The 18,215-nt window shown below is 42.8% G+C and carries 19 protein-coding genes and 1 tRNA gene; 11 read left to right on the forward strand and 9 right to left on the reverse strand.

Annotation, left to right across the window (positions count from 1 at the left end):
- The first annotated feature begins 503 nt into the window (after positions 1-503).
- The 4 genes from thrS (at position 504) to rplT (ending at position 3,808) form a co-directional block, all read left to right on the forward strand.
- Complete coding sequence (gene thrS / locus F2B13_RS17910; protein WP_149275369.1) at positions 504-2,453, forward strand: threonine--tRNA ligase; 1,950 nt, start codon at positions 504-506, stop codon at positions 2,451-2,453.
- A gap of 23 nt (positions 2,454-2,476) precedes the next feature.
- On the forward strand, positions 2,477-3,031 hold the full coding sequence (infC, locus tag F2B13_RS17915; protein WP_149275368.1) for a translation initiation factor IF-3: 555 nt from the start codon (positions 2,477-2,479) through the stop codon (positions 3,029-3,031).
- A 142-nt stretch (positions 3,032-3,173) separates the two neighbouring features.
- Positions 3,174-3,371: a 50S ribosomal protein L35 gene (gene rpmI / locus F2B13_RS17920; protein WP_149275367.1), complete on the forward strand. Its 198-nt coding sequence runs from the start codon at positions 3,174-3,176 to the stop codon at positions 3,369-3,371.
- Between the two features lie 92 nt (positions 3,372-3,463).
- Positions 3,464-3,808, forward strand: a complete 345-nt coding sequence (gene rplT, locus F2B13_RS17925; protein ID WP_149275366.1) for a 50S ribosomal protein L20 — start codon at positions 3,464-3,466, stop codon at positions 3,806-3,808.
- A 52-nt stretch (positions 3,809-3,860) separates the two neighbouring features.
- Here rplT and F2B13_RS17930 read toward each other — a convergent pair whose 3' ends face one another.
- The gene (locus tag F2B13_RS17930; protein WP_149275365.1) at positions 3,861-4,283 is read right to left on the reverse strand and encodes a secondary thiamine-phosphate synthase enzyme YjbQ; all 423 of its coding nucleotides are present in this window, start codon (positions 4,281-4,283) and stop codon (positions 3,861-3,863) included.
- A gap of 92 nt (positions 4,284-4,375) precedes the next feature.
- Here F2B13_RS17930 and F2B13_RS17935 point away from each other — a divergent pair, with 92 nt between their 5' ends.
- Positions 4,376-5,173, forward strand: a complete 798-nt coding sequence (locus F2B13_RS17935; RefSeq protein ID WP_149275364.1) for an HAD family hydrolase — start codon at positions 4,376-4,378, stop codon at positions 5,171-5,173.
- Positions 5,174-5,312: 139 nt separating this feature from the next.
- Here the strand turns inward: F2B13_RS17935 and F2B13_RS17940 are convergent, their stop codons facing one another.
- The 6 genes from F2B13_RS17940 to tgt all read right to left on the reverse strand — a co-directional run bounded on the left by F2B13_RS17940 (position 5,313) and on the right by tgt (position 12,587).
- Positions 5,313-6,578 (reverse strand): asparagine synthetase B, encoded by a 1,266-nt coding sequence (locus F2B13_RS17940; protein ID WP_149275363.1) that lies wholly within the window; start codon positions 6,576-6,578, stop codon positions 5,313-5,315.
- A 174-nt stretch (positions 6,579-6,752) separates the two neighbouring features.
- Positions 6,753-8,303, reverse strand: coding sequence for a replicative DNA helicase (dnaB, locus tag F2B13_RS17945; RefSeq protein WP_149275362.1), 1,551 nt, complete (start codon positions 8,301-8,303; stop codon positions 6,753-6,755).
- A 158-nt stretch (positions 8,304-8,461) separates the two neighbouring features.
- A complete protein-coding gene (locus F2B13_RS17950) occupies positions 8,462-9,415 on the reverse strand; it encodes an acetyl-CoA carboxylase carboxyltransferase subunit alpha (protein WP_149304794.1) in 954 nt (317 codons plus the stop codon).
- Between the two features lie 45 nt (positions 9,416-9,460).
- On the reverse strand, positions 9,461-10,354 hold the full coding sequence (locus F2B13_RS17955; protein ID WP_149275360.1) for a DMT family transporter: 894 nt from the start codon (positions 10,352-10,354) through the stop codon (positions 9,461-9,463).
- A gap of 19 nt (positions 10,355-10,373) precedes the next feature.
- The gene (locus tag F2B13_RS17960; RefSeq protein WP_149275359.1) at positions 10,374-11,456 is read right to left on the reverse strand and encodes an LptF/LptG family permease; all 1,083 of its coding nucleotides are present in this window, start codon (positions 11,454-11,456) and stop codon (positions 10,374-10,376) included.
- Positions 11,457-12,587: a tRNA guanosine(34) transglycosylase Tgt gene (tgt, locus tag F2B13_RS17965; protein ID WP_149275358.1), complete on the reverse strand. Its 1,131-nt coding sequence runs from the start codon at positions 12,585-12,587 to the stop codon at positions 11,457-11,459. It abuts the gene before it with no gap.
- A 260-nt stretch (positions 12,588-12,847) separates the two neighbouring features.
- Between tgt and F2B13_RS17970 the strand changes: the two genes are divergently transcribed.
- The 3 genes from F2B13_RS17970 (at position 12,848) to F2B13_RS17980 (ending at position 15,351) form a co-directional block, all read left to right on the forward strand.
- Positions 12,848-13,693 carry a transketolase gene (locus tag F2B13_RS17970; protein WP_149275357.1) on the forward strand — a complete coding sequence of 282 codons (846 nt, stop codon included), beginning with the start codon at positions 12,848-12,850 and terminating at the stop codon, positions 13,691-13,693.
- A gap of 72 nt (positions 13,694-13,765) precedes the next feature.
- Positions 13,766-14,719 carry a transketolase family protein gene (locus F2B13_RS17975; RefSeq protein ID WP_149275356.1) on the forward strand — a complete coding sequence of 318 codons (954 nt, stop codon included), beginning with the start codon at positions 13,766-13,768 and terminating at the stop codon, positions 14,717-14,719.
- 44 nt (positions 14,720-14,763) lie between these two features.
- Entirely contained in the window at positions 14,764-15,351 is a 588-nt protein-coding gene (locus tag F2B13_RS17980) for an outer membrane beta-barrel protein (RefSeq protein ID WP_149275355.1), read from the forward strand.
- A 77-nt stretch (positions 15,352-15,428) separates the two neighbouring features.
- Here the strand turns inward: F2B13_RS17980 and F2B13_RS17985 are convergent, their stop codons facing one another.
- Positions 15,429-16,283: an FKBP-type peptidyl-prolyl cis-trans isomerase gene (locus F2B13_RS17985; RefSeq protein WP_149275354.1), complete on the reverse strand. Its 855-nt coding sequence runs from the start codon at positions 16,281-16,283 to the stop codon at positions 15,429-15,431.
- 77 nt (positions 16,284-16,360) lie between these two features.
- Between F2B13_RS17985 and F2B13_RS17990 the strand changes: the two genes are divergently transcribed.
- Together F2B13_RS17990 and F2B13_RS17995 are read left to right on the forward strand one after the other, a co-directional pair.
- Positions 16,361-16,753, forward strand: a complete 393-nt coding sequence (locus F2B13_RS17990; RefSeq protein ID WP_149275353.1) for an RNA-binding S4 domain-containing protein — start codon at positions 16,361-16,363, stop codon at positions 16,751-16,753.
- A 38-nt stretch (positions 16,754-16,791) separates the two neighbouring features.
- On the forward strand, positions 16,792-17,289 hold the full coding sequence (locus F2B13_RS17995; RefSeq protein WP_149275352.1) for a phosphoribosyltransferase family protein: 498 nt from the start codon (positions 16,792-16,794) through the stop codon (positions 17,287-17,289).
- Here F2B13_RS17995 and F2B13_RS18000 read toward each other — a convergent pair.
- Complete coding sequence (locus tag F2B13_RS18000) at positions 17,281-17,796, reverse strand: shikimate kinase (RefSeq protein ID WP_149275351.1); 516 nt, start codon at positions 17,794-17,796, stop codon at positions 17,281-17,283. The two genes, F2B13_RS17995 and F2B13_RS18000, sit on opposite strands and share 9 nt — an antisense overlap.
- Before the next feature lie 141 nt (positions 17,797-17,937).
- Between F2B13_RS18000 and F2B13_RS18005 the strand changes: the two genes are divergently transcribed.
- Positions 17,938-18,010: transfer RNA gene (locus F2B13_RS18005), tRNA-Lys, on the forward strand.
- The last annotated feature ends 205 nt before the right edge of the window (positions 18,011-18,215 follow it).

Consider the following 18,215-nt stretch of genomic DNA (forward strand, 5'->3'; position numbering starts at 1 on the left):
TCCTGAAAAGGGCCCAAAAAAACCCTTAAACGCCCAGGGAAAACATCTCATCGATCACTCTCAAACTCCCAAAGCGGGTGCAAATATAAGAGGGTTTTTTTAATAAAAAATACTAAGACCGATTTTTTTTGGAATTTTTTCCAAGGCTTTTTTTAACCCTTTAAAAATTAACACTTTACAGGTTCGATTAATTTTGAAGGGCCTTAAATTTAATACATTTAATTCGTTTGTGCAAACCGTTTCACCTCGCTTCATTATAATATCCTCTTCAGCATTGCAGCCTCACAGCAAAGTAAAATCGATCACTGAAGAAAACCCTTAAAACGTATACCCAAATCGCATGTTCTTTATCCTCTTTAAGATCATACTTCACCAAACCCAATATAGACACCGTATCTACCCACACCTTTCCGCACTCGAAATAGAAAATAAACTTACACATTATATATTGTACGCCTTAACGCTGAATGTTATCTTTGCATCCTTGATTTTAAAAAAAGGGTATGATCAAAATCACTTTACCAGACGGAACACAAAAAGAATTTGAGCAAGGCACCACACCTATCGATGTTGCTAAAAGCATCAGTGAAGGCTTGGCCAGAAACGTCATCTCAGCAAAATTCAATGAGACCGTCATAGAAACCGTGACCCCTTTGGAGGAAGATGGAAAATTGGTGCTGTATACATGGAACGACCCGGAAGGAAAGAAAGCATTTTGGCATTCCAGTTCACATATTGTGGCCCAAGCCTTGGAAGAACTCTACCCTGGTATCAAGCTCACTATTGGTCCTGCTATTGAAAACGGATTTTATTACGATGTGGATTTCGGCAGCCACACCATTTCGGAAAAGGACTTTCCCGCTATAGAAAAAAAGGCTTTAGAAATCGCACGCGGTAAGCACGACTTTAAAATGCATCCCGTTTCAAAGGCAGATGCCCTTGCTTTCTATAAAAAACAAGATAACGAATTCAAGTTAGAGCTCATCGGAAATCTTGAGGACGGCTCAATCACATTTTGTGACCACGACACGTTTACCGATCTCTGTCGAGGAGGACATATTCCGAATACGGGAATCGTAAAAGCCATAAAAATCTTAAACGTTGCAGGGGCCTACTGGAGAGGCGACGAGAACAAACCCCAATTAACAAGAGTGTACGGTATTTCATTTCCAAAACAGAAAGAGCTTACCGAATACCTTACTATGATCGAGGAAGCCAAAAAGCGAGATCACCGTAAACTAGGAAAGGAACTGGAACTATTTACTTTTTCGCAAAAGGTGGGCCAAGGCCTTCCCTTATGGCTGCCCAAAGGTGCTGCACTTCGCGAACGACTAGAACAATTTTTAAAAAAAGCGCAAAAAAAGGCGGGCTACGAGATGGTGGTCACCCCTCATATCGGTCAGAAAGAACTCTACGTAACCTCGGGCCACTATGAGAAATATGGTGCCGATAGCTTTCAACCCATTCGCACGCCCAAGGAAGATGAGGAGTTTCTTTTGAAACCTATGAACTGCCCGCATCATTGCGAAATATACAAAACCCGACCTTTCAGTTATCGCGAGTTGCCCAAACGATACGCCGAATTCGGAACCGTATATCGTTATGAACAAAGTGGTGAACTTCATGGTCTTACACGTGTTCGGGGTTTTACCCAAGATGATGCCCATATTTTCTGTACCCCTGACCAATTGGACCAAGAATTCAAAGATGTCATTGATCTCTCATTATATGTATTAGAATCACTAGGTTTCGAGAACTTCACGGCGCAAGTCTCAGTGAGAGATCCCGAAACACCTGAAAAATATATCGGGTCGATCGACAATTGGGAAAAAGCGGAAAATGCAATTATTGTTGCCGCCAAAGAAAAAGGCCTGAGCTATACTATCGAAGAAGGAGAAGCTGCATTCTATGGCCCAAAGTTGGATTTTATGGTTAAGGACGCACTTGGAAGGCAATGGCAATTGGGGACCATACAGGTCGATTACACCCTTCCCGAGCGTTTCGACCTGACCTATAAAGGCAGCGATAATGAGCTACACCGACCTATAATGATTCACCGCGCACCCTTTGGCAGCATGGAACGCTTTATCGCCCTTTTACTGGAACATACAGGAGGAAATTTCCCTATTTGGTTAATTCCTGAGCAAGCCATCGTACTGCCGGTAAGTGAGAAACATGAAAAATATGCAGAAAAAGTTTTAAAATCCTTGGAAAATAACGAAATTCGCGCCCTCATTGATAACCGGAACGAAACTGTCGGCAAAAAAATACGGGAAGCCGAGATGAACAAAATTCCTTTCATGCTCATCGTGGGAGACGATGAAGAAGTAAACGCAAGTATATCGGTACGTAGACATGGAGGAGAAGATTTGGGCTCGATTACCTTGGAAGATTTTGCGGACTTGGTATCTAAAGAAATAAGTAGTACCTTAAAGTCGTTCAAAGAAAATTAAAGTTTAACTAAAAAGAATAAGTCATAGCAATACGAAAAAGATTTAGGCCACAGCCTAGAAGGGAAAACAAAAACCCTCACAAAATCAATGAAAAAATACTCGCGTCCAAGGTACGCTTGGTAGGCGATAATGTGGAAGTAGGTGTCTATCCGATTCGGGAGGCACTGGACAAATCGGAGGAAATGGGATTAGATCTCGTGGAAATCTCCCCTAAGGCAGATCCACCGGTTTGCAAAATATTGGATTACAAAAAGTTTCTCTACGAGCAAAAAAAGCGTGAAAAGGCCATGAAGGCCAAAGCGTCCAAGGTCATCGTTAAAGAAATTCGATTTGGTCCCAATACGGACGACCACGATTATGAATTCAAAAAGAAACACGCCGAAAAGTTCTTGAAAGATGGGGCCAAATTAAAAGCCTATGTTTTCTTTAAAGGACGATCTATAGTGTATAAGGACAAGGGTGAGATATTGCTTTTAAAGTTAGCCCAAGAATTGGAAGAATTCGGTAAGGTCGAGCAGCTACCAAGATTGGAAGGAAAGCGAATGACCATGTTTATCGCTCCCAAGGCGAAGAAATAGAATAACGCTCCCTTTTTAGGGATAAAAATATTGCTAAAAACAAGCCCTTAATGGGGCTTGATTGGCATAAAGAGCCCGAAGGCCGCACGAGGGTATAACAAAAATAAGTGCAGCAAGTGAGATAATTAAATCATTAGGAAAAATGCCTAAACAAAAAACAAAATCCAGTGCCAAGAAACGTTTCAAGTTGACCGGCACCGGCAAAATCAAGAGAAAGCACGCTTTTAAAAGCCACATTCTTACAAAGAAGTCTAAAAAGCGGAAGCTTCGATTAACACATGATACCCTGGTTCATAAAGCGGACGAGAACAGTATCAAAGAACAACTGTGTTTGAAATAGTTGTTTATCGGTAATTAAGTATTAACCATGGAGTCGGGCTCAAAAAAGTGTATGAAGAAATCGTACCGCCTGCTACAAAAATGTAAAGAGTTATGCCAAGATCAGTAAATGCAGTTGCTTCAAGAGCTAGAAGAAAAAAGGTGATGAAGCAAGCCAAGGGTTACTTCGGAAGACGTAAAAATGTCTGGACGGTAGCCAAAAATGCGGTTGAAAAAGCAATGTTATATGCTTACCGCGATCGAAGAAACAAAAAAAGAACCTTCCGGGCACTTTGGATTACCCGTATTAATGCGGGAGCCCGTTTGCACGGTATGTCGTACTCACAGTTTATGGGGAAGGTCAAAGCCAGTGGCATCGAATTGAACAGAAAAGTTCTTGCCGATTTGGCCATGAACCATCCTGAGGCTTTCAAGGCCATTGTAGACAAGGTAAAATAAGTTCAAAACTATCTCACTTTAAAAATCCGGCTCCTTAATGAGCCGGATTTTTTTATGTTCCAAAAACCGTTATTACCAGTCGTCGTCCAGAAGCATTGTTACGATGCTCACAAAGATATATGCCTTGCCAAATACCCAGATTAAGTTGGCCATCGGTAATCGGTATTTGAACGGATGCCCCCATTAACGAAGCTTTAATGTGTGCCGGCATATCATCAGGCCCTTCATAGGTATGTATATAATACGGAGCATCTTCGGGGACCAATTCGTTCAAATGGCTTTCAAAGTCTTCCCTGACCGTGGGATCGGCATTCTCGTTAATCGTCAAACTGGCAGAGGTATGTTTGATAAAAACCTGAAGTATTCCGGTCTGAATTTCCTTCAATTCGGGCACTGAGGCGACAATCTTTCGCGTAATGAGATGAAAACCCCTAGGATAAGGCTTTAATGTCATTTCATGCTGGTACCATTTCATAGTCTTCACTTTGTGAACAAATCGTAAAACTTCATAAAACTAAGCCATATTCCATGGATAACAAATATCTTTGCCGTTTTCAAAAAGACACCATGGATTTATCCAAAATTAAAATGGTCGTTACCGATATGGACGGCACACTTCTGAATTCGAAACACGAGGTAAGTGACAAGTTTTTTGCACTCTACGAAAAGCTCAGGGAGCGCAATATTATGTTCGTGGCCGCTAGTGGTAGGCAATACAATAGTATCATCGACAAGCTAGATTCCATAAAGAACGATATCATAGTCATTGCTGAAAACGGAGGCTTTGTTATGGAAAAAGGAAAGGAGTTACTGGCCACTCCCTTGGAAAACAAAGCAAAAGACCACGTTTTAAACCTATTGGAATCTGTACCGGATATATTTCCTGTACTCTGCGGAAAGCACAATGCCTATATACGCAGTAATTCCAAGGAATTCGAGGCCAAATTACGAGAGTACTATACGGAATACGAGCTGTTGGACGATTTAAAGGAATATACCGGTGAAATATTGAAAATTGCCATCTATCACTTTGAGAGTTCTGAGAAATATATCTATCCAGAAGTAGCACATCTCGAAGGCCCTCTTAAAGTGAAGGTTTCCGGTGAAAATTGGGTCGATATTTCAAGTCCGGATGCCAACAAGGGGTATGCCCTTCGGAAGGTTCAGCAACGCTACGGTATCCAACCTGCAGACACTATGGTCTTTGGGGATTATAACAACGATCTTGAAATGCTTGCTTTGTCCGATTTTAGTTTTGCGATGGAAAATGCACATCCGAATGTAGTGGAAGCTGCCAAATACAGCACGTCAAGTAACGATGACTTTGGGGTCGAGCGTATTTTGGAAAGGCTCTTGAACGAATAACCCCCGATTCCGTACACTCTTATTTTTTGAGTAAACTCCCTACGTAGCCTTTATATGTATATCGTGCCAAGGATTGAAGTGACCCCATAGGAAACCCCTAATAATAGAATACCCTAAATTAAGAAATCAGAATTGGTGATTAGGTTTTCTGCTTTTTCTTACGGGCCGCAGGAAAGAGCACGTTGTTTAAAATCAGCCGATATCCAGGAGAATTGGGATGTAGTTCCAATTCCGTTTTAGGGTCCCCTACCCTGTGCTGATAATCCTCGGGGTCGTGCCCGCCATAAAACGTAAAAAAGCCTTTTCCCTCGATACCATGAATGTAACGAGCTTCGCCATTAATTTTATTCTCCCCCAATACCATTACCGTAGGCTTTACTTCATCACGGGCAAAAGCCGTGGTCTGCCCCATAAAGCCTTTGACCAAGGCCGTATGGTTCTGACAAAGCATGGTGGGCACGGGATCCCACTTGGCCGAGAAATCCATTAACGAAAAATAATCCGACTCCTTCGGTACGTCGTTACGCTTACTGGTCATATCAATGGATGAAAACTCATATTTTAGGGGACTGCGCTCCAACGTAAAGTTTGTGAAGGCAAAGGTGCGGTTAAAATCGAGTTTGCTCTGATAGTTGGCCTCGGAAGGGTCGCCATCGAACATAGGTTCACATATATCTACCCCTGCCGCTGATAAGGCAATATCAAAACTATCTGTTGCCGAACACATAGCGAACATAAATCCGCCTCCAATCACGTATTCCCTTATTTTTTCCGCCACCGCCGCCTTCTCGAGCGAGACTTTAGTAAACCCCAATTTTGAAGCCAGGGCCTCCGCTTCCTGTTTCTGGGCAATGTACCATGGAGCCGTTCGATACGCCCCATAAAATTTACCGTACTGCCCCGTAAAATCTTCATGGTGCAAATGCAACCAGTCGTATAGCGCCAGCTTATCACCTAAGACTTCTTCGTCATATACGGTACTATAAGGTATTTCCGCATAGGTCAACACCATGGTGACCGCATCGTCCCAAGGTTGGTTTCCTTTGGGAGAGTATACCGCTATTTTCGGTGCTTTTTCCAAGATAACGGCCTCTTGGTTTTGGGAAGGGCTACTAATGGCTTCAAGAATGGATTGTGCCTGGCCATCGGAGAGTATTTCGAAAGAGACCCCTCTAATCTGACATTCCTTGCGTAAAGCATCTCCATCGGGCAATAAAAAAGAACCGCCCCTATAATTCAACAACCACTGTACTTTTTGTTGCTTATTAAGCACCCAATACGTAATTCCATATGCTTTCAGGTGATTTTGCTGCCCCTCCGCATCCATTGGAATGAGAATGGCGGAAGCACTGCATTCAGCTATCGCAAAAAGAAAAAGAATAAAAATTATCGTGTACCTAACCATTGCATCCGTATATGTACGAGGTTTACCTTCAAATATAAACGAAAATCACTACCTCTTATTTCAGGTGATGTTAAACCTTTCTAAAGAGATAGGTTTACGTGGAGAAGTCAAGAAAACATTTGAAGTGTGCCAATAACAGCTTGACACGTACCTAAAAAGCAAGAAAGGCGGTTCTCAGAACGGAACATCGCTATCATCGTCATCCCCAGGTTCATTATTCATGGTACTACCAAAGGCTTGGTTAGCATCGGGCAGGTTTTTGGTAATGAAAGGGTTGTCTTCGTTATCGTTCATTTTAGACTGGAATTCGAAGGGAGAATCAAAATCATCTAAATTATCGAACTTACCTAACTGACCGATAAACTTCAAGCGAATGTTATCCAATCCGCCATTTCGGTGCTTGGCCACAATAAACTCCGCTTGACCTTGGGTAGGCGTACGCTCTTCGTCATCCCACTCGTCGATCTTGTAATATTCGGGCCTGTAAATAAAGGATACTATATCCGCATCTTGTTCAATGGCACCCGACTCCCGTAAATCGGAAAGGATGGGCCGCTTACTTCCCCCTCTGGTCTCTACCGCTCGTGATAATTGGGATAAGGCAATTACCGGAACATTCAATTCCTTGGCCAATGCCTTGAGATTCCTAGAAATTGTCGATATTTCCTGTTCCCTATTTCCTCCTTTTTGACTCCCCCCCGCCGTCATCAATTGCAGATAATCTATAACGATAAGTTTAATACCGTGTTGGGAAGCCAATCGCCTTGCTTTCGCCCTAAGATCAAAAATGGAGAGTGAGGGCGTGTCGTCAATAAACAGAGGCGCTTTTTCCAAAGCCTTAACCTTGACATTCAACTGTTCCCATTCATGCTTTTCCAATCGGCCTGTTCTAAGCTTTTCCGAAGAAAGGCCGGTTTCCGAAGATATCAATCGGGTAATCAACTGTACCGAAGACATTTCAAGTGAGAAGAATGCCACCGGAATCTCAGAATTAACCGCAATATTTCGAGCCATCGACAACGTAAGGGCCGTCTTACCCATACCAGGCCGGGCCGCTACGATGACCAAGTCACTTGGCTGCCAACCCGAGGTGAGTTTATCGAGCTTATCAAAACCTGAAGGTATACCGCTCAGACCTTCTTTATTCGCTATTTCCTCGATCCTTTTTTTGGCCTGTATGACCAAATTTTGAGCCGTTTCCGCTGAACGTTTTAAATTGCCCTGTGTAACATCGTATAATTTGGCCTCGGCATTGTCGAGTAGATCGAACACATCGGTGCCGTCGTCATACGCCTCTTCTATGATCTCGTTGGATATCTTTATAAGACTTCGTTGAATGTACTTCTGTAAAATTATACGCGCATGAAACTCAATATGGGCCGAGGAGGCTACTTTTTGAGTCAATTTTATCAAATAAAAATCCCCTCCGATAGATTCTAAACGCCCGTCTTTCTTTAATTGCGAAGAAACGGTTAATAAATCGATCGGTTCGGAAGATTCGAACAATTTGAAAATGGATTCGTAGATGTACCGATGGGCATCTTTATAAAATACATCAGGATGTAAAATATCTATTACCTCATCGACACCCTTTTTATCAATCATCATCGCCCCTAACACAACCTCTTCTAAATCAACCGATTGAGGAGGTATTTTACCTCGCTCCAAGCTTATTAGGGTAGACTTGTCTACTTTGCGGCCAATAATTGGGTTTGTCTTTTCCATCAGTGCGAAAATATGCAATTAACCTCTAGTTAATCTGATATTTAAATTCACAGGTGATCAACAATCACCTGTTTATAAGTTACGATTTTGTGTTGATAACTAAAAAAATCCGGGGGGAAGTATGCTCTGGATTTTTGTCAGCTTACTAAAAACAAGTGTTAGCCATTAAATACGCCCATTTGAGCGTACTTCTCCATACGTTGTTGAACCAATTCTTTTGGGGATAACTTTTCAAGTTCCTTAAATTGGGTAGAAATTTTGTTTTTAACGATATCAAAAGCCTTTTCTCGGTTCGCATGGGCGCCACCAATAGGCTCGCGTACAATTTCATCGATCAGCTTGAGCTTTTTCATATCGGTTGCTGTCAACTTTAGTGCTTCTGCTGCCTGCTCCTTGTATTCCCAGCTACGCCATAGTATCGAAGAACAAGATTCTGGCGAGATCACCGAATACCAAGTATTTTCAAGCATGAGTACGCGGTCGCCCACGCCTATGCCCAATGCACCTCCGGAAGCCCCTTCTCCGATAATAACCACAATAATCGGTACTTTGAGCCGTGTCATTTCTAAGATATTCCGTGCAATGGCCTCACCTTGGCCCCGCTCTTCAGCTTCTATGCCCGGGTGGGCCCCTGGCGTATCTATGAGACAAACAACGGGCAGTCCGAATTTTTCGGCGGATTTCATAAGACGTAGGGCTTTTCTATACCCTTCTGGGTTCGCCATACCAAAATTTCGATATTGCCGCGTTTTGGTATTATATCCCTTTTGTTGACCGATGAACATATAACTCTGGTCACCGATCTTGCCCAATCCTCCAATCATGGCCTTATCATCCTTGACATTACGATCGCCGTGAAGTTCAAGAAAAGTATCGCCACAAATCGCATTGATATAGTCTAAGGTATAGGGTCTATTAGGGTGCCTTGACAGTTGCACGCGTTGCCATGCCGAAAGGTTTTTATAAATTTCCTTTCGGGTTTCTGTCAATTTTTTTTCTATTTGTTTACAGGTCTCGGTAACGTCGACATCGCTCTCCTCACCGATGACCATGCACTTGTCGAGTTGCTCTTCAAGTTCTTTTATTGGGAGTTCAAAATCGAGATATTCCATTCGTTCATTGCATTTGGTTCGATGGGCAAATATAAAACTTTAAGCTTAGCTAGAGGCCGATTTTTTGAACCTTCTCCTATTTTTTAAGATGCCGTTGGCCACGACCGTGGTTAAAATAATTATCCCTCCCACATAAAATATGGGGCCCATTCTTTCACTGTCCCCTAGTAGTAAGAATGCCAATAAAATACCATACACCGGTTCTAGATTAATAGTCAACATTACGGTATACGGGCTTATGTATTTCAAAATGTGCACCGAGGCAATAAAGGCATATGCCGTACATACCGACGCCAAAATGAAAATATAGAGAAAATCATTCCACGATAGCTGAAAATAGCTCATTTGCCAATTTCCGCGAAAAGCGAGGTATATTGAAAGAAAGACGACCCCACTCAACAATTCATAGAACGAAATTATCGAAGGCCTTTCTTTTAAAATCAGCTTACCGTTGATCAGTGAAAATAATGCCGACAAAAATGCCGAAGTCAGGGCCAACATTATGCCCTCCACATATTTTGTATCGACCCTGAACATCATATACAGCCCCACCACGACGACACTACCGAATAAAATCTCGTACCCTATCATTTTTCTACGATACCAAAAAGGTTCGATTATCGCAGTAAATAAAGCACCCGTTGACATGGTCGCCAGGGCTACGGACACGTTGGCCGCCTTAATAGCACCAAAAAAGGTGACCCAATGAAGGGCGATTACGATACCCGCAGCTATTAAATTGAGCATCATTTTGCCCGACACTTTCATCGAATATCCTTTAAGCCCAACAAAAAGTACGATCAATAAAGTAGCGAACAACATGCGATACCACACCAAAGGAAGCGCATCGACGGTAATAAGTTTGCCTAAAACCGCCGTAAAACCCCAAATAAATATGATAACATGTAAGTGGAGGTAGTTCTTTAGCTTAGCGCCCATATGTTTGATATTTCAAAGGCTATCGCTTGGCCTTCTGCAACAAAATGATGGCCGCCACTCCAAAAATGAGATTCGGAAGAAGAACAGCTAGTAAGGGTGAAAAACCTGATTGTTCGGCCAAAGTTCCGAAGACCTTATCAAAGAATACGAAAATAAAGGCGACGATGATACCGAAAGCCAGATTTACGCCCATACCGCCCCTTCTTTTTACCGACGAAACCGCTACGGCTATAATGGTAAGTATAAATGCGGTAATGGGCAATGCCCATCTTCTATATTTGACCAATACATACGCATTGATGTTCGAGGCCCCTTTTTGTCGCTGGTCTTTGATAAAGCGATTAAGTTCAAAAATATCTTTCGTTTCCGCCACATAAGATACCGGTGTAAGGTCGCCAATTTCAAAAGTGAACAAGGTATCAAGCCTTCGTTTGGTTTCTAAAAGGGCCGTATCTTTTAACAATTTTCGCTTTTGGTACGAGGTCAAACGGTATAGGCTATCTTTTTCTACCCATCTAATGTTCGCCGCTGAAATCTTATATTCCAATTGATCGTCATCATTAAAATGTTCAAACGTAAAATTATAACCTATCTGTCTTGCGGGATCAAAACTACTTACGTAGATAAAATCATTTTTATTAAGCTGGGTAAATATGTTATTGGTTACCCGATCTTGCTTCCCCTTTTTTAAATATTTAAACTTAAACTCATTAAATCCCTTACTTGCCGAAGGCACGATAAACATCCCCATGATGAACATTATGACGGCGATAATCGAAGCTCCTATGAGATAGGGTCTTAGAAAACGCGAGTACGATACTCCCGAACTTAGAATGGCGACAATTTCAGTATTGCTCGCAAGCTTCGAGGTAAAGAAAATAATGGACAAAAAGAGAAAAATCGGGAAGAGCAGGCTTCCTATATAAATGGTGAAGTTACCAAAATAGACCAAAATCTCGTCCAAGGGTGCCTCATTGGCCTGCATCTTGCCAATCTGCTCGGCCAAATGAGCCATGATCCCAATAGGTATAAACAGCAGTATCATCACTGCGAAAGTGACGAGATACCGCTTTAATATGTACCAATCCAGAATTTTTAGCACTTATAGTCGTTTATCCATTTGCTTTACCATTTGGTTTTTCCAAGGTGTAAAATCACCTTCTAAAATATGTTTTCTGGCCTCACGGACCAACCATAGGTAAAAGCCAAGGTTATGTATCGTCGCTATTTGTTTGCCCAGGTATTCATTGGCCACGAACAAATGGCGTAAATAGGCTTTTGAGTATTCCTTATCAACGAAGGTAATGCCCATTTCGTCAATTTCCGAAAAATCGTTCTCCCACTTTTTATTTTTAATGTTAATCGTGCCATGGGCCGTGAACAACATGCCATTACGTGCATTTCTAGTCGGCATCACACAATCGAACATATCAATACCTAGGGCAATATTTTCCAGAATATTGATGGGGGTACCTACGCCCATAAGGTATCGTGGTTTATCTTCAGGAAGTATGTTACAGACCACCTCGGTCATGGCATACATCTCTTCGGCCGGCTCTCCGACGGAAAGCCCTCCAATAGCATTGCCTTCCGCCCCAACTTCAGCAATATACTCTGCGGATTGTTTGCGCAGATCGACATACGTCGACCCCTGCACTATCGGGAAAAATGTTTGCGCATAATCATATTGATAGGGAGTTTTATTTAAATGCGCGATACAGCGATCTAACCAGCGGTGGGTCATATGCATCGAACGTTGTGCGTACTTGTACTCACAAGGGTATGGGGTACATTCGTCAAAGGCCATAATGATATCGGCTCCGATAACGCGCTGTATTTCCATAACACGTTCCGGGGTAAACAGATGTGTAGAACCGTCTATATGCGATTTGAACTTGACCCCTTCCTCTTTAATTTTTCGATTTTGTGAAAGAGAATATACTTGGTAGCCCCCACTGTCGGTCAGAATATTCCGGTTCCAGCCCATAAATTTGTGAAGTCCCCCGGCCTGCTTCAAAATATCTATTTTTGGCCTGAGAAAAAGATGGTAGGTATTTCCTAAAATTATATCCGCATCAATATCGTCCTTTATTTCCCTCTGGTGCACACTTTTAACGGAAGCCACGGTACCTACGGGCATAAAAATAGGGGTTTGAATAGCCCCATGGTCTGTGGTCATCGTGCCGGCACGCGCCTTGCTTTTGGAATCGGTGTGATGTAGGATAAATTGCAAACCAGGAATTTGCCCGCAAATATAGTCAACTGCCCCGCATAAAAAACCTAAGGAAAAAATAAAGTTTATCCTTTTCCCCCTTGATACGTTTCCGATCCTAAAGGATTGACGGACACCGGTACCTGCGAAAATGTATCAAATACAAGGCGTTAGGTTTTTTGTGTTAGAAAAGAAAACCATCTCAAAAATAATCTCTCCCCCACTTGTATTCCCAAAAGATTGAGATTACATTTGGGGCCTTCAATAACAGACATTTACAGATGGCAAAATTAGACGAATTACAAGATATCGTAACGCAAACACGAAGGGATATTCTAAGAATGGTTCACAAGGTAAATTCAGGCCACCCCGGGGGGTCCTTAGGGTGCACCGAATTTATGGTCGCATTGTATAATGAAATCATGGATTTGAAGGAAGGATTCGATATGGATGGTATCGGTGAAGATCTTTTCTTTCTCTCCAACGGCCATATATCTCCCGTATTCTATAGCGTGTTGGCGCGAAAAGGATATTTTCCCGTGGAAGAATTAAGCACCTTCAGGTTGATAAATTCCCGTCTTCAGGGGCACCCGACCACACATGAAGGACTTCCTGGTGTTCGTATCGCTTCAGGTTCCCTAGGACAAGGAATGTCGGTCGCCCTAGGCGCTGCACAGGCCAAAAAGCTGAACGGCGATGACCACTTGGTATTCAGTCTTCATGGCGATGGGGAATTACAGGAAGGACAAAATTGGGAGGCCATTATGTACGCCGCCGGTAACGGAATCGATAATCTAATATCTACCGTTGACCGTAACGGGAAACAAATCGACGGTCCCACGTCGGAAGTGTTGCCTATGGGAGATATCGCCGAAAAATTCAGGGCCTTTGGCTGGGATGTCTTGGAAATCGAGAACGGTAACGATCTAGAGGAAGTCATTGCAGGTCTCAATGAAGCCAAAAGCAGAACCGGAAAAGGGAAACCCGTTGGTATTATTATGAATACCGAAATGGGGAACGGCGTAGATTTTATGATGCATACCCATGCTTGGCACGGAAAGGCACCGAACGACGAACAGCTTGAGAAGGCCTTGGCCCAAAACCCTGAAACATTGGGTGATTATTAAATTGTAGCCTATCTAAAACAATCACATTCTAAATTTCAAAATCCGCCCCTGCGGAAAGAAAAAATAAAGTTCATGAAAAAATATACTGACCAAGGAAAAAACGATACGAGAAGTGGCTACGGAGCGGCGATGACCGAATTGGGAAGAAGCCACCCCAACGTCGTGGCCCTCTGTGCCGATTTGGTGGCATCGCTAAAGATTCAGGATTTTATAGATGAAAATCCAGACCGGTTTTTTCAGACCGGTATCGCCGAGGCGAACATGATGGGTATGGCCGCTGGCCTGACTATCGGCGGTAAAATTCCATTTGCCAGTACCTTTGCCAATTTTGCTACAGGCCGCGTATATGACCAAATCCGCCAGTCTATTGCCTATTCCGGTAAAAATGTTAAAATTTGTGCCTCCCACGCCGGGATTACTTTGGGCGAGGACGGGGCCACCCATCAGATTTTAGAAGATATCGGAATGATGAAAATGCTTCCGGGCATGACCGTGATCAATCCTTGCGATTACAATCAGACCAAAGCGGCCACCTTGGCCATTGCAGATTACGTGGGGCCCGTATACCTCCGTTTCGGAAGGCCCAAAGTCGCTAATTTCACCCCGGTGGACCAAAAATTTGAAATCGGCAAGGGGCTCCTTTTAAACGAAGGAACCGACGTGACCATTATTGCAACGGGCCATTTGGTATGGGAAGCCCTTAAAGCGGCTGAAAGTTTAGAAGAACAAGGTATCTCTGCAGAGGTATTGAATATTCATACCATCAAACCCTTGGATGAAGAAGCTGTGTTAAAATCTGTTAAAAAAACAGGTTGTGTAGTTTCAGCGGAAGAGCATAATTACTTGGGTGGTTTGGGCGAAAGTATCGCAAGAACCCTTGCAGTACACTACCCCGCGCCGCAAGAATTCGTGGCTACCCAAGATACTTTTGGTGAAAGTGGCACCCCGGCCGACCTTATGGAGAAATACGGACTTAACAATAAAGCTATTGAGAAGGCCGTTTTAAAAGTGATGAAAAGAAAATGACCATGGTATCGTTTTTGATACCTAGTCGTATAAAAAACGAGAACATGAAAAAAACACTGCTTACAGCGGTCTTTGCTTTGCTTAGCATCACCGCATTTTCACAGAAAAAATCAGGAATCGGTATTAAAGGAGGCCTTAACTACAGCGCCAACGGTGATTATTTTGAATCCATCGGTGACGCGGCCAGGGAGCCCGACAGAAATGTAGGCTATCATCTTGGTCTATTCGGTCAGCTCGCCATAAGTCGGCTTTACATAAGGCCCGAACTGATCTACTCCAAGACAAAATCTGATTATCAAGGCGATAAATTTGATATCAGTAAAATCGATGCTCCCATATTATTAGGGGCACGAATCATTGGCCCTCTTCACTTGTTTGCAGGTCCGGCCTTTCAGTATATACTGGATACGGAATTTGAAGGAATTACAATTGACTCCATTGAAAATGATTTTACCATAGGGGCCAATATCGGCGCAGGTCTCGATTTTGGAAGATTTGGGGTCGATATTCGTTATGAAAGAGGTTTTACGGAAAATGAGGCTACCTTTGTTTCCACGAATGGTTTAGGCGGCCCTAGCAGAATCGACGCCAGACCTGATCAGCTAATTGTAAGCTTGTCGTTGAAATTATAAGTCTTTTTATAGCTAAAGACAGCATAAAAAAAGCCCCTAGAAAGGGGCTTTTTTTATGGTCTGTTTGTATAGTACTATTAGTTCGTTTCTGCATCTAAATAATCGGGTAACCCATCATTATCGGCATCGTCGTTGAACAAGTAGCCGTCTCCATTGGTATCTTCCTTGATGGAAGGGATACCGTCTCCATCGTGATCCGCTTGGTTCACGGCAAAAAGATCGATACTAAAAACCAAGGGGCTGTACGAAGGGATGGTACTACGGGCCAAATTGTAATAGCCGAGACCCGATGGAAAAATAAATAATCCGATGCCATAATTTTCAACGGAGTAGGTTCCATCCTCATTGACAATGACCTCATCCCCCCCTTTGAAAAGGCTGACGCCCTCGGCAAAACCACGGGCCGCTGTTCCAGAAATGTTCGACGTTGCAGGAGCCTGCAAAATCGCCAAGTCGAACCACACCGGAGCGTCTGCATTGTTTTCATCGAAAATCTCACCGGTCAATAAATTCCCTCTATACTGTACAAAAGCCGAATCTGCCACCGTCATACTTTCACCGAGCCCTTCCCTGGCCTTTAAATAATACAGTTTATGGGTAACCGTCTCTGCCGGGCCATCGATCAAATAATGACTTGAAGGCACCTTTATTTCGACCGATTCGATCTGATCTATTAGGGGAATGGTATCTGTATTGCCTTCAGGGATCTCCTGAACCCTGATCTGATAGTCAAAATCTTCCGGGGGGTCTTGAAATTCCGCATAATTATAGAAATGCGTTTTCAAATATTCCTGAATCTTAGCCTCGTCTTCTGCCAGTACTTCACCCAACGGTCTTGGTGGATCTGGTGCCGGAGCGCTATTGTCGTCGTTGTTACAGGACCAGAGCAAGCCAACAATAAAAAGGGAAAGCACTATTCGGTTCACTATCATCAAATCTGTTTTAGAGGCGGCAAGATACAATTTTCCCCTATTTTTGTGGAAGCCCTTAACAAAGATTTTAAATAGTTATGCGTATCGATAAATACCTATGGAGCACCCGATACTTCAAAACGCGGAATATAGCCTCTACGGCGTGTAAAAAAGGACAAGTCAAAATAAATGATCAAACGGTCAAACCTTCAAGGGAGGTTTATCCGATGGACAGGATCGTGGTGCGCAAAAACCAAATAAACCTTGAACTTACCGTCATCGATATTCCAGAAAGCCGTGTGGGGGCAAAATTGGTTGATTTATATCGCAAGGATACCACCCCGAAAGAGGCCTATGAGCACAATGCCCTATTGCAACATGCCAAAGCGCATTACCGTAAAAAAGGAACGGGGCGGCCTACCAAAAAAGACCGAAGGGATATTGACGATTATTTGGATGACGATGATTCAATGGACCATATACATCTATAGGCCTTAGTTTACTATCTTTGGTCTGCAAATTGAGCGGTATGGAAAACACGATTTTATCACATGAGCAAATTCAGCACACGATACGGCGGATTGCCTATCAAATATATGAAGCCAACGTCACCGAAGATGAAATCATTATTGCGGGCATCGATGGAGGCGGACTGAAATTTGCCAAGAAAATCCAAACCGTATTGCGCCAGATTACAGAGGCCCGGATAACCCTCTGTAAAATTAGCATGGACAAATCAGATCCTTTGAAAAGTGGGGTGCAAACCTCGATTTCGGAGGAAGCCTATAGCAATAAATCCGTAGTATTGGTCGATGACGTACTGAACTCGGGTACGACTTTGATCTATGGGGTCCATCATTTTTTGAAAACCCCCTTAAAACAATTAAAAACAGCGGTTTTGGTCAATCGAAACCACAAAAAGTACCCGGTGAAGGCCGATTATAAGGGTATTTCACTCTCTACCTCTTTACAAGAGCATATTCAAGTAAAATTTCAACCCGCCAACGACATCGTTTTTTTAGTCTAGCATCTTTTCGATTTCCTCGGCTATAATCTGTGGACTTTTGCCATCTGCTACTACCACATACCTTGCTTGGTTATAGTAAAAAGCGCGTTCAAAAAGATGTTTCCTTATAAATTCGGGCAAATCGGTATCGGCAATTTGTCGAATCAAAGGTCGCTCCGCTTTTTCCTTCGCTAAACGCCGCACCAATTCCTCTATAGATACCTTTACGTACACTACGGTATCGGTATGTTCATAAATGGTGTCAAGATTATGGACATAACAGGGTGTTCCCCCACCGGTAGACAGAATTATATTATCTTCTTCCCGAAGTACCTCTTGCAGGTACTGGTGTTCCTTTTTACGAAAGTAAAGCTCCCCCTTCTGATTGAAAATTTCCGGAATCGACATTTTTTCCGAGCTTTCGATATACGCGTCCAAATCTAGAAAAGCAAGTTCCATTCGTTTTGCAACCTCCTTGCCTACAGTGGTTTTACCGCTTCCCATATACCCCAACAGCACAATTTTCATGGTATCAAATTTTATAAAAAAGAATGTGGTTTCTTTTCGATTTCAAAGAAAAAGAAAATTTCTCTCACAAACGACTTGTAAAATTAATTATTGACCTTATATTTGCAGCCGCAAAGAACAAAAGTTCTGCTTTGATTTTTTGACCTGGTAGCTCAGTTGGTAGAGCATCTCCCTTTTAAGGAGAGGGTCCTGGGTTCGAGCCCCAGCCAGGTCACTTTACGATAAAATCCAGCTCATGAAAATAGGTTGGATTTTTTGATTTAGGCCCGTAGGTATGGGAGGTTTACTACCCTAGGCACGATACTTGCACTTGTCTTCCAAAAGTCGATTGATCCGCGCTTTTGAGCAAAATCAGATTGCTATTTCACCCTTGAGGGTACCCTTTTTCAATGCTGATCGATAGCACGATGGTGCAACAC

This window comes from Pareuzebyella sediminis (genome assembly GCF_008367235.1).
GTDB classification, from domain to species: domain Bacteria; phylum Bacteroidota; class Bacteroidia; order Flavobacteriales; family Flavobacteriaceae; genus Pareuzebyella; species Pareuzebyella sediminis.

Coding starts and splice junctions, on each gene's coding strand:
- dnaB (WP_149275362.1), bottom strand. CDS start 8,303: ATGGAAAAGACAAACCCAATTATTGGCCGCAAAGTAGACAAGTCTACC.
- rpmI (WP_149275367.1), top strand. CDS start 3,174: ATGCCTAAACAAAAAACAAAATCCAGTGCCAAGAAACGTTTCAAGTTG.
- F2B13_RS17930 (WP_149275365.1), bottom strand. CDS start 4,283: ATGAAATGGTACCAGCATGAAATGACATTAAAGCCTTATCCTAGGGGT.
- F2B13_RS17980 (WP_149275355.1), top strand. CDS start 14,764: ATGAAAAAAACACTGCTTACAGCGGTCTTTGCTTTGCTTAGCATCACC.
- F2B13_RS17940 (WP_149275363.1), bottom strand. CDS start 6,578: ATGGTTAGGTACACGATAATTTTTATTCTTTTTCTTTTTGCGATAGCT.
- F2B13_RS17950 (WP_149304794.1), bottom strand. CDS start 9,415: ATGGAATATCTCGATTTTGAACTCCCAATAAAAGAACTTGAAGAGCAA.
- F2B13_RS17990 (WP_149275353.1), top strand. CDS start 16,361: ATGCGTATCGATAAATACCTATGGAGCACCCGATACTTCAAAACGCGG.
- F2B13_RS18000 (WP_149275351.1), bottom strand. CDS start 17,796: ATGAAAATTGTGCTGTTGGGGTATATGGGAAGCGGTAAAACCACTGTA.
- F2B13_RS17955 (WP_149275360.1), bottom strand. CDS start 10,354: ATGGGCGCTAAGCTAAAGAACTACCTCCACTTACATGTTATCATATTT.
- rplT (WP_149275366.1), top strand. CDS start 3,464: ATGCCAAGATCAGTAAATGCAGTTGCTTCAAGAGCTAGAAGAAAAAAG.
- F2B13_RS17985 (WP_149275354.1), bottom strand. CDS start 16,283: ATGATAGTGAACCGAATAGTGCTTTCCCTTTTTATTGTTGGCTTGCTC.
- F2B13_RS17970 (WP_149275357.1), top strand. CDS start 12,848: ATGGCAAAATTAGACGAATTACAAGATATCGTAACGCAAACACGAAGG.
- F2B13_RS17935 (WP_149275364.1), top strand. CDS start 4,376: ATGGATTTATCCAAAATTAAAATGGTCGTTACCGATATGGACGGCACA.
- thrS (WP_149275369.1), top strand. CDS start 504: ATGATCAAAATCACTTTACCAGACGGAACACAAAAAGAATTTGAGCAA.
- F2B13_RS17975 (WP_149275356.1), top strand. CDS start 13,766: ATGAAAAAATATACTGACCAAGGAAAAAACGATACGAGAAGTGGCTAC.
- F2B13_RS17995 (WP_149275352.1), top strand. CDS start 16,792: ATGGAAAACACGATTTTATCACATGAGCAAATTCAGCACACGATACGG.